Below are 14,404 nucleotides of genomic sequence, written 5' to 3'. Positions count from 1 at the left end.
TGCGATTTAATCGTTAATCCCACAGCACAAGAAGTTTCTTAGAAGAAATACGGGTATAGTATTCCTCCTGCCTCCTGCCCTCTGCGTCCTGCCTTTCTTGAGATTAAACAACTGGATAGCCAGCAGCAGCCAACGCTTCTTTAATTGCTGTTTCTGATGCTTGAGTTTCTACACTGACAAGCTTGGTTGTTGGATCAGCCTGAACGCTAGCATTGGCATCGACTGCCTGAAGTGCTTTGGTGATAGTGCTTGCACAAACAGAACAAGCCATGTTAGGAACTGTGAGTTGGAGAGTCATAGATTTACGGGATAGAGTGGAAAAGCTAGCCAAACCAAAGTGGATAACTGGGAGACATCTATCAACAGTTAGAAATAACTGGAAAGAGAGTCGCCTTGAATTTATCCTAGACTCTCCAGCCGGCTAGAGAGTCTAGAGATTTTTAAAAGTTTTTTGCTAAACTTAAAATTTCTTTACAACTTTGGTTTGGCTGAGTAACCATTGCCCATCAAAAATACAACGTACTACAAAGCCATTGCCATCCGATGAAAGTGTGTGTTATTAAGGCTATATAACCACATTAGTCAGAATTAACTTGTAGTTTTGCCCATAGTTGTGGGAAAACTACCCTCCGCACTACTTGAGACGCGGCTGCTGAACCCAAGTCTCCTCATTTCTTTACAACAAAGGGTCTTTTTTAAGACTCTATTTGGAGTTTTCATGCAGCCAAAAAATTTGAAACGTCTCCTGCGTGCTTTAGAGCGGCAGGGTTTGGATGTAAGTTACAACAATTGCATTTATTCAGTTCGTTTAGTTAATTCTCCTGATGCCCCTGTAGCAGAAGTGTTACTACCAGAAGGCTTTCCAGTAGAAGCTAAGGCACTGAAGCAGTTAGCGAATTTGGCGAGCGTTCGTCACCCATCAGGTGGGTGCGTGTGTCGTGCCTGTGCTACGCCTGACTTTCACCCAGGTGATGCAGGTGTTGCCATTGGTTCAGTCGTAGAAACTGTGGATCAGGTCATCCCTAGCGCTGTCGGTTCTGACATCAATTGTGGGATGCGCCTCCATGTTGCTGATTTGACAATCGAGGAATTTCTGGCAAAGCGCGATCAATTCGTAGAACGGATGAAGGGAGATTATTTCTTCGGTACGCGTGATGTGACGATGACTGCTCACGCAATGCGATCGCTATTTCAATATGGTGTTCCTGGTTGGCTGGATGCCATGCTAGATAAGCCTACAGGGAGTGTAGTCAAATCTGATTTGCAACAACTTGCCCAAGAGAGCGAACGTATCTTCTTAGGTGGTTCAATGGACGGTGACTGGAAACTTGCGCCTGAAGAATTGGTTCCCGATGCTGGACTAGTACGCGATGGCGGGCTGGCAACTATTGGCGGCGGTAATCATTTTGTAGAAGTGCAGCGAGTTGATAAAGTCGAAAATCGTACACTTGCTCACGCCTGGGGAGTGCGCGAGGGACAGCTAGCTTTTATGATTCACTCTGGTTCTCGAAACGTGGGTAAGTATATCGGGGGAATGTGGAGAGATAAAGCTAAAGCGACTTGGCAAAAAGGTCTGAAGTACCCTGATTCTCAGATTTTTCCTCTCTCTACTTATTCTCACCCCGAATTAGTTACCAGTTACCTGCAAGCTGAGGCAACTGCTGCTAACTATGGCTTTATCAATCGCCTGTTGTTAGCGGAATTGCTACGTCTGCGTTTGCGGGAAGTATACAAAGATGTGGAAGCACCTCTAGTTTATGACTTGCCGCATAACATCACCTTACCCGAAGGTCAGGGATGGGTAACACGCAAGGGCGCTTGTCCCGCCCATGCAGGACAACCAGTGATTATCCCTGGTTCTATGGGTGCTTGTTCGTATTTGATGGTGGGTAGAGGCAATCCAGCATTTTGTAATTCTGCCTCACATGGGGCGGGAAGAATTCATTCTCGCTTCGACCTCAACCGCAGAGGTGCATCTCAAAGTGAGGCAGAACTAGGATTAACCGGGGTAGACTGCATCACCCTGCGTCAAGAACGCCGAATTGAAGAAGCACCCATTGCCTACAAACCGATTCAGTCTGTGATTGATGTCCAGGTTGAAACAGAAATGGTGGACATGGTGGCGCGATTGAGTCCAGTGTTGACGTTTAAGGCGTAGGGCGTAGCTCCTAAATAAAAAGCCCCTGGTATTGACCAGGGGTATCCATCTTTATTCCCTGATATTTAGAATTGCATCTGTGAAGCTATAGTAAATCCGTATTAATGCAATTATTTCATAAGATTGATGATTATTTTGCAATCAGCTAGTGAGATGTGAGTTTACCCAGCGTCATGCATGAGAGCGATAGAGTGTATCCAAATATTCTTAAAACTGATACATAATTACCTGATAAGTCATAATAAAAGGCTTGGTTAAACCAAGCCTCTATATATACCAAGCATTTACTACACCAAGATTAATTTAGACTGTCCCCTACTTTAGTTCATCTTGCTATAGGCTGTATCCAAATATTCTGAAATCTGATACAACATTTGCTGGTTATTTGTTAAAAAAGGTTTAACTGTGAACCCAACTTCAATAATTGGCGTGCTTAACAACGTAACGCGATGTGCAACTTATTCTTGGAACCCCACTTCCATTCCTCTCCCCGAAACGGAGAGAGGCTTTGATTCTTGCTCCCCAACGCTAGTAGGGAAGGGGTTGGGGGTTAGGTTTGAGATAAAGTCGCACACGGCGTAACGTACTAAATTAATTTTGTTCTTCTCTGTTTCTAGACGATTATCCTAAAGGATATGTATAAATATTCGTAATTTAGTATTGAATTAATTAGTAAAAATTCTAACTTAGTGATTTAAATAAAAATATAAAAATATACAAGATTTGTATTTAAAGCATGAAAAACCTTGGTTTAAAACCAGGTATCCATATATACCAAGCATTTAACACATCTAGTTAATTTAAGACTAAGTTGACTTCAATCCATCTTCTTAAAAGATGGATATAAATATTCTCAAAGCTGATATGTTACTGGCTCCCTTGGGAGATGACTCGAAGACTCAATTTACCTCTATTCCCATGAGAGTCTATCTTTCACTTGTCTGAGTTATGATAAAAAAAGACCCTGGGTATTATTCCAGGGCGCATACACGTTTTTCAGGCATTAATATGCTGAATAATAACTTTGTAAAATAGTTATTTCTACTATCTATAGAATGATACGAATAGTGCTCCATATATGGTATTGGTAGTTTTTTGTTACTTGGTCTATTTATAGACGCTATTTTTAAGTAAGACCAACCTGGCAGAGTTTGATGATGCTTCCTATTCCTTTAGCATTAGACCAAACATTCTGTAATCTTAATTTTAATAGAAAGTTAGATTCAGAGATTGCAGATTCAGTATTGCACTAACTATCTATACGTTTTATCGCTTGTCATTACTTACGAAAAAGGCATGACTAAAAGCCACGCCCTATATATACCAAGTGTTTACCATAGTTAACTAATTTAGACTTACTTTGATTTAACTTCATCTGTCTATAGTGTGTTCATAAAAAATATATCCATCTTCAGATATAATGTTATGCGGTTTTACTATACAGGTCAGTAGCAGTATTAATCTGCCTGTTATCATGACTATGTTTGATCGAGTTTATTCGTGATTAATGAATACGCCCAATTCTCAATTTATTTAGTATGGGATTTCCTTATCTTGAGGTTTAGATGAAATTAGCAAACCTTTGACCTAAGTAGGTAGGCGGAATTAAATTTAAATGTCTCACAGCATCTTTGCACTCATTAGATTAATCTAGTCTCTTTTTCTTGCGATCGCCATATTCACTAGTGGTTATTCAGTTTATTTTACTGATATAGCTATTCTCACTTGGGTGCAGTACAGTTTTACCTCTCTCCAATAGTATTTATCGAAATTTCAGACAGCTAATACTGTTTACCTTTCTTAAATAGGAATAGCTAATTGAATGGATCAGCCAGAGATATATTAAAGTAAAAAATTATACTATAAAATCCAAACAATATTTAGGCTTATTCTCCAAGTAGTTACATATTTTGAGCTACGACCATAGCTTAATGTCTAGTGCTTTAATCAAGCAAGTAACGGTACAATTATTATGGGAAAATATTTTGGATCTGTAAATTCTTTAAAGGTAGAAAACATTATAGAGGCTTATGTTGCATTTACTTCTGACTTATCTTGGCATCGTCGTTTATCTAGCATTCGCTTGGTGTTTATTTAGCCAATGGTTATTTTTTCTGACGAGTGATAAAGAAATGAGTTTAGAACAGCGCTATTTATCTTGGATAATTTTAGTGTTAATCACTATCTTCTGGCCTATAATCGTGCCATTTGCTTATCTAGAATTATTGAAGTTTCATCGTAAATATAACAAAGAGATTGATTTATTGAAAAATTAACTAAGATTCGGTTCAAACTTAAATGATACATTTGTTAATAAGATAACTTTGATACAACTGGCTTTTGGTGTTCTATTCGCGCTTCTATCTGAACATTAAGAACCTGGTTTTATCTACTGTCAAGGCTAAATTTGTGCGTTTACGTCAGTGTCGCGCGGCGTGGCGTAGCCATACTTAGTTGGCTTAACAGGGAATGGGAAAAAAGGCTGCTTAGTTGTACGGACTTTTTTCACACAATCAAATATGGGTCTTATATATGAACTTATTATCAGTTCATTGGGAAAATGTTCTGTAATTTTGCGTATAATCGAAAAGTATATGCTAAATTTATCAGCTTGAGGTTTACTTCCCTCAAGTATTTTTTCATCGGTTAGAGTTATCAACTAGGCAAAAGCAAAATACCAGTCAATCCTAATTGAACACTATTCTATCGTTCGCGGTAAGCCTCGTCTGTATCTCCCAAGTAAAGACTATTAATCCTAATAAAATCTTCTGGAGAAGAGATGTATTTGGCACATTCATTCATGAGTGATGAAACGCAACAAAACTCTCACCAGCCTTTGATTTTGGCAGTGGAAGACCATGATGATAGTCTCCTGCTAATTAGTTATGCTCTTGATTCAATGGGTTATAGATTCATTTGTCAAACAGATTGTTCTACAACTGTGCTGGTAGCTAAAGAATATCAACCAGACTTAATCTTGTTAGATATTTTGTTACCAGGTCTTAGCGGTATCGATGTTGTTCGTCATTTAAAGCAAGAACCCCTAACTTGCACAATTCCAGTGGTGGCAGTCACAGCTTTAGCTAGCACGGAGGATCGTGAGCGGATCTTAAAAGCAGGATTTAATGATTACATCAGCAAGCCTTACATGCTTGAGGAATTAGAGGCTATAATTCGCCGTGGGCTGGAAAGAAAATTCGCCCCTTACCCAGCTTTGAAGGTTTGTCAGGATTAGCAGTCGAGCAGAAAAATATGAATGTGAAGGTGAAGGACTTAAATGTTTTTAGGTAGTTGCATAGTGAACAAGCTACCTTTACCTAGTTCAGAGGTGACCTTGATAGTTCCGGTGTGCGCTTCTATAATTCGGTGGGATAGATGTAGCCCTAAACCACTACCTGAGCGTTTATGTTTGCCTTGGCGAAATCGCTCGAAAATTGTTGCCTGATCTTCGGGTGCAATCCCATATCCTGTATCTTGGATCTCGATTGTTACCGAATCTGGTTTTTCTGGATGAGGTGGTGTTTCAAAAATACGGATTGTGATGCCTCCTGTATCTGTAAATTTGATGGCATTTGCAATCAGGTTGTTTATCACCCGCCGTAGTTCCAAGCGATCGCCCATAATAATACCAGCGTTTTTATCTACTGCATCTAATTCACGGGTGTCTAATTCCAGAATCAACCCTTTTTCAGCAGTTAAAGGACTTAGCTCGCTGACTACTTCTTGAGATATCTCACGTAAATCGCATTCCTCCCAATTCAACGTTTTTTTACCTGCCTCGAAGCGATAGACTTCTAGGAGGGTATTTACCATGTCCATCAAATTTTGGTTACTGCGAATCATTACTGCGATCGCCTGTTTCATTTCCGGCGAAATTTTACAGAATGTTTCCATCTCAAACAAACCCAACATGCGATCGGCGGCTACTAGAGGAGTTCGCAAATCATGAGTCAGACGGGAAACAAAGTCTTCCCGTTGGCGGGCCATTTTTTGTTGTTCGTCTAGACTGTGCTTGAGACGCAACAGCGATCGCACCCTTGCCAGTAGTTCATCAGTATCAAATGGTTTACGAATAAAATCGTCGGCACCAGCATCTAAACCTTCGACAACACTAGATTCATGAAAGGCAGTAATCAAAAGAATGGGAATATAACTAATTGCTGGGTTATTCCGAATCCTACGTGTGACTTCATAACCATCTATCCCTGGCATCATCACATCTAACAGAATCAGATCGGGTGGAGATTGTTCAACTTGCCGCAAAGCCTTTATTCCATCTGAAACCAATTGAATTTCATACCCCTCACTTTCTAAAATTGCTTGAACCAAAATGAGATTATCTAGAGTATCGTCAACTGCGAGGATGCGATAAATTTTATTATTTTCAACTACAGACATAATTTATCTACTTTTATTAGTTTTTTTTTGAAAGCAATTTATATTTTGTATTTAGGATATCCTATTGATGTTTGCCTAGCTTGAGAAGATGAATGATGCGGATTTTTAACAGAGCAAACAACTCGGTTGCCATCTTGTAAAGGTGGAGGGTCAGATCCTACGGATGATAATGTGATTTGACGCGGCAATTCAATTTTAAACATTGAACCGACCCCTAATTTGCTCTCAAGAAATATTTTGCCGCCCATCATTCGTACCAGTGAATCTATAATTGCCAAACCCAAACCAGTACCTGGATATTTCCGAGTAATGGTTTGATCGACTTGCCGAAATGCTTCAAAAATACGTTTAAAATCTCTGGGTGCTATGCCAATACCTGTATCACGAACCATAATTGCGACTCGATTTGTAGGTAGTTCTTCAACTTCAACCCAAATCTCACCTGACTCTGTGAACTTAATGGCATTAGAGAGCAAATTAATTAAAATTTGTTTGACACGAACTGGATCATTAAATACCAAACTATTTTGTAAGTCCATTTCCACTAATAATGATAGGTTTTTGGCGTCAGCTAGGGAACGCATTTCACCTACAGCGAGATTTATTACTTTTGATATATCAAATATTTCCGCCTTTAAGTCTAATCGTCCTGACTCCAGCTTGGAAAAGTCAAGAACTTCATTGACTAGCATTAGCAAATGTTTCCCATTATTCAAGATGCGCTCAACCATATCTGCTTGCTGGTGCGTTAGTTGACCAAACTTAGGACGCAGCAGTATTTGCGAAAAACCAATAATCGCATTCATCGGCGTTCTGAGTTCATGGGACATGGTTGCCAAAAAATGTGATTTTAGCAGTAATGCCTCTGATAGCTTGAAGTTTTGAATTTGAAGCTGTTGCTGTTGTCTCTCCAATTCTTGGTTCTTGCGAATAAGTTGTTCATGACTTTCTCTGAGCTGATCTTTTGCTAAAGTTACCTGCATTTCAGCCCGATAAACCCGAATCGCACTCCGCAAAACTTGTGCCAAGTTTTCTGGAGATATTCTAGACTTAGAGAGATAGTCTGTAGCACCAGCTTTCAATAATTTGACAGCAGTTTGTTTATCTTCTTGACCAGTTAGGACTACTAAAGGAACTTTAATTTCCGAAGAACGCAGCTGTTGAATTAAGGTTAGTCCATCTTGATCTAGTAAGCGATAGGCGAGGAAAACACAATCATAGGCAGTAGTCCTCAAAATAGACAACGCATCATTGCCATCGCTTACTTCAGACAGTTCCATTTGAATACCTGCTTCATTCAGGGCATAACGGACTGCTATCCGGTTTACTTCATCATCATCTACAACCAAGATTTTCAGCGTATCTTCCATCGGTTTTTATTGTTGCCGCTAAATATAGGTTGATGTATAAATTTCCTTGTTTAAAATTATCTAACTAAAATAATATAAGGCTTTTAAATATCTAAAATCTGTAACTTTATTGACTTAAGCCATTTCTCACAATATCTAATACTTCTTGAGCTTCATCGCATCAGCTTCGTTGTCCTCCACTAATAGTTAATCTCTATTTTGGGCATTTCCTTGGGTTAAATTCAGTCTGTTGTATCCTTAATTTGGTTAATTTGCCAGACTATTGAAATTAAACTTATAGCAAATGACCAATCGTTCTAAAACAATTAGTAATTAACAAACCCAAAACAGCAAACATAGCTAATATAAAGTAAAATAAAATACTTTACTAAGCTTAAAACAATTGTAATTGAGTCAGCAAGCGACCGTCGTCAGCCATAGGTGAGAGTTGCATACCATTATTTTGTATCATAATCTTGAGTATTTGTACTCATCAGATTGGTTAGAGCAGGTAAATAACAAAGGAACTCCCCATAACGATTTGTGAATCCGAAGTAATCTTACCTCTTGAAATTTCGACATTTTTCTTAACGCTTGCCAGACCTGTGTTAGTGTCTTCCTGGCGATCGCAGTCTTCCACTGTTTGTAAAATTAACAACACCTTCTTGCAAACTTTAGAAAGAATACTTAGTCCTTGCCACCGAAGGTTTGGTTAAAAATCGCTCGAAACCATCGTCCACTTTCTCGTAAGGTAACTTTTACTTTTTGTAATTTGCCCATTTGTGTATGCTTTATACAAGATAATAGTAATTAACTAATGGAACATGGCAACTGAAAGGTGAATTTTAAGCACGGGAGGAGCAATTTGGCATTAGTCTCAATCTTTCATACTTATTGTGCAAGTATCTATATATCTCCAGCTAGATTTATTCTCTATCTAAATGTTAAAAAATAGAAAGTTTATTATTTCTAGCGGTGGATGCAGACAGGCTGAAATATCATCTATCTTTAGTTGGGGAAATAAAAGATAGCACTTACAAAAAGTAATACTTTGAAAGATGCAAACAGCGTAAGAGCGAGTGTAGCAATGAATGAAATTAGCATTATTTTAATTGAAGATCATGACTTAACGCGAATGGGTCTACGAGCTGCATTACAGGCTCACAGTGCCTTGAAAGTAATTGGCGAAGCGGCAAATGCTACCCAAGGACTAAAACTTTTAGAAACGGCAAAGCCAGATGTAGCGGTTGTAGATATCGGTTTGCCTGATATGGATGGCATTGAACTCACCCGTAAATTCAAACGTCAGCAAGCTGAAACTGGACAGACGGCAACTAAGATTTTGATCCTAACAATGGATCACACAGAGGATGCTGTACTTGCAGCTTTCGCGGCAGGTGCTGATTCTTATTACATGAAAGAAACAAGCATCAGCAAATTAACTGACGCTATCCAAGCGACTCACGGCGGTAACTCTTGGATTGATCCGGCAATTGCCAACGTGGTATTGCGGAAGATGCGGCAAGGTATTCCTGGAGAGAGCCAAACCTCTGACAAACCGAAGACTGTAAAAATTGAGGCGTTAGCGTCAGAATATGAGCAAGTTTTGGAAACATATCCACTGACTCAAAGGGAATTGGAAATCTTAGAATTGATTGTAGCCGGGTGTAGCAATGGGCAAATTGCTGAGAAACTCTACATTACAGTTGGTACTGTGAAGACCCATGTTCGTAATATTCTAAATAAATTATGTGCCGATGACCGCACCCAAGCTGCTGTAAGGGCTTTACGTTCTGGGTTGGTAGCATAAGGAGGGACTGGGGATGAGGGAGCAGGGGGAGCAGGGGAAGCAGGGGGAGCAGGGGAAGCAGGGGAAGAAGAACTATTGAGTTATTGCCCAATGCCCAATGCCCAATGCCCAATTCCCAATTCCCATTCAAAATCGTTCCTGTAAACATTCTGCAATGCGTAGTGCTGCTCCGGGTTTGCCCATGCGGCGCATACCATTTTCGGCAATAATTTGCAAAATATCAGGATCTTTGAATAGGGATTGTACGATCTTGGGAACTTCTGCTGGCTGCTCAACTAAAACCAAAGATGAGCCTAAAAGACGACTTTGAGCTTCAGCAAAGCCAGGATTATATTGGGGCCCATTACCGGGAATCGCGATCGCAGGTTTCCCTAAACCGATAAACTGTTCTGTGGCTGTACCTGCCATTGCGATCGCTATATCTCCCAAGTGTAAGCAATCATTATAAGCTTGTTGTGTCAGCAGTAGATATGCATGTCTTTGTTTAAATGTCAAGACATTTGGATCAGCAATTTGGATAGGACATGCTGATTCAGTGCGCCAGCCTTGGGATTGCACACTTTGGGATAAAATATGAGAATCTAAACCTGGAGCGATCGCACCTAAAAACACCACTGTTTTAGAAGTGTAGAAGATAGAATCTCGCTCTTGGAAACTTGCCATCAATGCAGATACAGCAATCATAATTGTTTCCCAGTTGGCGTATGCCTCTGGCGGGCGAGAACCAGGAAGAAGAGTCACCACAAAAGGCCGGACTGTCTCTTGCTGTTGGCTATCCTGACTATAAAATTGTTGGCGTGAAAAGGTGGGTTGCAGACCATCCATCATGGGATTACCCAAATTAAAAGCTGGAATTGACCATTGTTTTAATGTTTCCGTCGTCAGTGCATCTCTAAGGAACACCGCCTTACAACGGCGACGACTCATTAACCAACGTTCCCAAGGATGGTAAATTGAACCGGAAAAGTTTTCCCAACGCACATCTTTGGATTTCCGTGGTAATAATCCAGCTTCATCCCGCACATAATATTCAGATTTCGCCGTACCCACAAAAGCATAATTAGCGCCACTGAAAGTTGCAAACAACAGCGGGAGAATATCTCCCACAGCTAAAATCGCTCTTTTATGACCTAATTTTTTTTGAGAACTCACCCAACGGCGAATAGCTTTTATCTGGGTGAGGGTAAGTTGCAATAAACCACCGCGGACATCCCGCGCTAATTGGCGGCCATCCATATAAATAAAGCCGCCAGAAGGCATAGTGCGGACTGAACCGATGACGGGGATATCCAACTGTTGGTAAGCACGTCCTTCACCCACCAGAGGTAAAGCAAATATCTCTGGTGGGTTTGGTTGTTGTTGGAGTTCTTGCAAAATCCGAACTGCAATCATATCTTCCCCATGACCATTACTTAATACAAGTAACCGCAAAGGAGAAGTTGCAGCTTGGGAGTTAGAAGTTTGAGATAACCGAGACACATTACTCATAAGAAACAAAACATCCAAATTAACTGTCTGTTTGGGTAAGAGGTATAAATAGGGAAATCGGCGAAGAAGCTGGAAGTTAGTATTATCCCTATTCGCTAGCGTCTCTACAACTAACTCCCAGTTAAACCAATTCGCAATTCGCAATTCGCAATTCGCAATTACGTTTTGTGTCGGGGTCTAAATCCCCGTCATAAAACGCGCTAGGGGACTTAAACTCCCAAAGTTCGTTAATTAGGTTAAATATTATGCGAGTTTCTGCTACTGCTATTTTTACTTTAGCTACTTTAGCTGCTGGCAATGTCACTGAGCAAGCAACGGCTGCTCCTGCTAAAACCGTTACTCCAACTGCAAAAGCTGGTAACTTGGTGGTGCCGATTATTGAAGACACTCCTGCACGGATAGAGACAATCGCTTCTCCAGAAACTATAGTTGCACAACAATTTTCTCAAAATCCCGTTGCCGTGCAAACAGGTGCAAACAAAAATTCCCCAGTCGTCTTAAAGTCAGCACAACAGTTAAATTCCCAACTCATCCTCCCCACCTCCCCTGCCTCCCCTGCCTCCCCTGCTCCCCCTGCTCCCCCTGCTCCCAAAACCCCTACTACTAGAGATTTAGTAGTAACAGCTACAGATGTACAGGTAGTGGGAGCCAATCAAGAATTACAGCAAATTATCCGCCAAGTAATTAAAACCCAGGCGGGTGGAGAAACCAGTCAAAGCCAGCTACAAAAAGATGTAGCTGCAATTTTGGATACAGGTTTATTTAGCAATGTCAGTGTGAATAGCTTTAGCACACAGGCTGGATTGAATGTAGTTTACCAAGTCCAACCGGTGATTGTGCGATCGCTGCAATTATCTGGCGCTAAAGTCCTCACCTACCAAGTAGCCCAACAACGTTTGCAATCTCAGATTGGAACCACCATTAGTCCTGCTGGACTTCAACAAGCAGTATCACAAATTAACAAGTGGTACGCCGATAATGGTTATAACTTAGCACGGGTGTTATCAGTTAAACCCAATTCTCAAGGTATTCTCACTGTGAATGTCGCTGAAGGCTTGGTGGGTAATATCAAGTTTCGCTTTGTCAACGATGAGGGCAAAACCGTTGATAGCAAGGGTAATCCCGTGGGAGGACGCACCAAACCAGATTTCTTACAACAGCAACTCAAGCTAAAAACTGGTCAAATCTTCCAAGAAAATGTAGTTAAACAAGATATACAACAGCTATATCGTACTGGTTTATTTGAAAGTGTGAATGTTGCCTTAGAAGGGGATGCGACAAAACTAGATTTAGTCTACCAACTCAAAGAAACTGGGGCGCGTGGTGTTAACTTGGGTGGTAGTTACAATGCTGATCAGGGGTTAACAGGTACAATCAGCTATCAAGATCAGAATGTCGGCGGTATTAATGATACTTTAGGTGTGAATGTTGCTGTAAGTAGCCGAGATTTGCAGTTTAATAGCAAATTTATCAGTCCTTATCGGGCAACTAACCCCGATCGCTTGGGGTACACTGTGAATGGTTTTCGTAATCGGGAACTTTCGGAAACCTTTGATGACAAAATTATGCTAGCTAACGGCGACAAAGTGCGGGAAGGTCAAATTGGCGGAGGTGTCAGCTTACAGCGACCAATAGACGGCTGGAACACATCCTTAGGATTAAACTATACCCAAACTAGTATTCGCGATCGCCAAGGTAATATTACTCCAACCGACGCTCAAGGCAATCCCCTATCTGCGAGTGGAACTGGCGTTGATGACCTAACTACCGTATCCTTCACCGCCACCAAAGACCAACGGGATAATTCCCTCAATCCAACTCAAGGTTCCGTTCTGAGTTTGAGTACAGAACAATCTGTGCCCATCGGTCAAGGTAATATTTCCCTAAATCGCCTCAAAGCTAATTACAGCCAATATTTGCCAGTCCAATTATTTAACACTAAACAACCGCAAGTATTTGCTGTGAATCTGCAAGCTGGTACTGTCATTGGTAATTTACCACCTTACGAAAGCTTTAACTTGGGTGGTACCAACTCAGTACGCGGTTACGATTCTGGAGATGTGGGGAGTGGTCGCAGTTATGTGTTAGCTTCCGCAGAATATCGTTTTCCCGTCTTACCAATAGTAGGAGGTGTATTATTTGCCGACTTTGCCTCAGACTTAGGTTCTGGTGATACTGTATTGGGAGATCCAGCAGGTGTGCGGGGCAAACAAGGTTATGGTTTTGGTTATGGCGCTGGAGTGCGCTTAAATTCACCACTAGGCTTAATCCGGGCTGACTATGGCATTAATGACCAGGGAGAAAGCAAGGTGCATTTAGGCATCGGGCAGCGATTTTAAGAAAATTTCTTCTATACTTGCCATCAGCGATTAAATACTTCTAAGGTAAAGCTTGTAAACCCGGATATGTCGAAATGGCGAATACCTCGCAGCAATAAAGTAGGATTTACCAGCCATTCTGTCACCAAAAAAAACTCTGTTTCACTCTCTATATATTTTGGAATACTGATTGCTACCCCATCTTTCAAGTTCAAGGTAAGATGATTCTTATTTAAATCTTCTAGTTGTATCCATGAAGTTGAAACTGTGGGTGATACTATGCACTCAGGCGTCATTTTGGTGATTATCCCTTGCCAACCACTTAATTGATTTGCAGGAGGTAGAGGAGGTTCTTCGACTTGACTTCCCAAGTGTTCAGAAATTATCAGAATATCTAAAGTACCATTTTCGTTGTATCTGGCAACTGCACTACTCCGCCTATCTTTATGCTTAAAACCAGTCTCAAAAAAGAAGACTGAGCCAGATTTTACTTCTTGAGAACCCCATGAAAAACTATCATTCAAATGAAGCGATCTTATGTGAGGTTTTTTATGTGGGCCATAGGTTTCTAATTTGTTTGTTCCATCAGCATAAGTAGAATAATTCTGATGATTCATCTCACTTCCATCACCGCTTAAATGGAAACTTCTGACACATTGATGAGAGCGAATTAATTCACCCTCCAAATTGTAAACGTTCCAAGTTCCATGCCAGTCTCCAATATGACTGCAAAAATTCTCCCAGTTTTGCAGTTGGGCATTTGTTATGGTGTCTGAATTCATTGTTAGCTGTTGTCTAGATTGCTATTTGCTATCAACAGTAATAATCATATAGGAATCCGGTTTGATTTTTGAAAAGATACGTAGGGTGCGTTAGCGACAGC

General features: G+C 40.6%; 11 protein-coding genes. 5 read left to right on the top strand and 6 right to left on the bottom strand.

Annotation, left to right across the window (positions count from 1 at the left end):
• Nucleotides 1-103: 103 nt before the first annotated feature.
• The gene (locus VB740_RS13345; RefSeq protein ID WP_190729034.1) at nt 104-298 is read right to left on the bottom strand and encodes a heavy-metal-associated domain-containing protein; all 195 of its coding nucleotides are present in this window, start codon (nt 296-298) and stop codon (nt 104-106) included.
• 420 nt (nt 299-718) lie between these two features.
• Between VB740_RS13345 and VB740_RS13340 the strand changes: the two genes are divergently transcribed.
• The 3 genes from VB740_RS13340 to VB740_RS13330 all read left to right on the top strand — a co-directional run bounded on the left by VB740_RS13340 (nt 719) and on the right by VB740_RS13330 (nt 5,393).
• Nucleotides 719-2,158, top strand: a complete 1,440-nt coding sequence (locus tag VB740_RS13340) for an RtcB family protein (RefSeq protein WP_323200476.1) — start codon at nt 719-721, stop codon at nt 2,156-2,158.
• 2,030 nt (nt 2,159-4,188) lie between these two features.
• Nucleotides 4,189-4,434, top strand: coding sequence for a hypothetical protein (locus tag VB740_RS13335; protein ID WP_323200475.1), 246 nt, complete (start codon nt 4,189-4,191; stop codon nt 4,432-4,434).
• Between the two features lie 503 nt (nt 4,435-4,937).
• Nucleotides 4,938-5,393, top strand: coding sequence for a response regulator (locus VB740_RS13330; RefSeq protein WP_323200474.1), 456 nt, complete (start codon nt 4,938-4,940; stop codon nt 5,391-5,393).
• A gap of 38 nt (nt 5,394-5,431) precedes the next feature.
• Here VB740_RS13330 and VB740_RS13325 read toward each other — a convergent pair whose 3' ends face one another.
• The 3 genes from VB740_RS13325 to VB740_RS13315 form a co-directional block, all read right to left on the bottom strand.
• Entirely contained in the window at nt 5,432-6,556 is a 1,125-nt protein-coding gene (locus tag VB740_RS13325; RefSeq protein ID WP_323200473.1) for a hybrid sensor histidine kinase/response regulator, read from the bottom strand.
• 38 nt (nt 6,557-6,594) lie between these two features.
• Complete coding sequence (locus VB740_RS13320; RefSeq protein WP_323200472.1) at nt 6,595-7,926, bottom strand: hybrid sensor histidine kinase/response regulator; 1,332 nt, start codon at nt 7,924-7,926, stop codon at nt 6,595-6,597.
• A gap of 481 nt (nt 7,927-8,407) precedes the next feature.
• On the bottom strand, nt 8,408-8,566 hold the full coding sequence (locus VB740_RS13315; RefSeq protein ID WP_323200471.1) for a hypothetical protein: 159 nt from the start codon (nt 8,564-8,566) through the stop codon (nt 8,408-8,410).
• 426 nt (nt 8,567-8,992) lie between these two features.
• Here VB740_RS13315 and VB740_RS13310 point away from each other — a divergent pair, with 426 nt between their 5' ends.
• Nucleotides 8,993-9,715, top strand: coding sequence for a response regulator transcription factor (locus VB740_RS13310; protein ID WP_323200470.1), 723 nt, complete (start codon nt 8,993-8,995; stop codon nt 9,713-9,715).
• Nucleotides 9,716-9,841: 126 nt separating this feature from the next.
• Here VB740_RS13310 and VB740_RS13305 read toward each other — a convergent pair whose 3' ends face one another.
• Nucleotides 9,842-11,203, bottom strand: a complete 1,362-nt coding sequence (locus tag VB740_RS13305) for a lipid-A-disaccharide synthase-related protein (RefSeq protein ID WP_323200469.1) — start codon at nt 11,201-11,203, stop codon at nt 9,842-9,844.
• A 245-nt stretch (nt 11,204-11,448) separates the two neighbouring features.
• On the opposite strand from VB740_RS13305, the gene VB740_RS13300 reads away from it, so the two are divergent.
• The gene (locus VB740_RS13300) at nt 11,449-13,542 is read left to right on the top strand and encodes an outer membrane protein assembly factor (RefSeq protein ID WP_323200468.1); all 2,094 of its coding nucleotides are present in this window, start codon (nt 11,449-11,451) and stop codon (nt 13,540-13,542) included.
• A 23-nt stretch (nt 13,543-13,565) separates the two neighbouring features.
• Here VB740_RS13300 and VB740_RS13295 read toward each other — a convergent pair whose 3' ends face one another.
• Nucleotides 13,566-14,303, bottom strand: a complete 738-nt coding sequence (locus VB740_RS13295; RefSeq protein WP_323200467.1) for a DUF3598 family protein — start codon at nt 14,301-14,303, stop codon at nt 13,566-13,568.
• Nucleotides 14,304-14,404 lie beyond the last annotated feature (101 nt).

It is taken from the genome of Nostoc sp. UHCC 0251, from assembly GCF_034932245.1.
Lineage (GTDB): Bacteria > Cyanobacteriota > Cyanobacteriia > Cyanobacteriales > Nostocaceae > Nostoc.
Note: the sequence above shows the minus strand (reverse complement) of the source record. Positions and strands in the feature narration are given on the sequence as shown.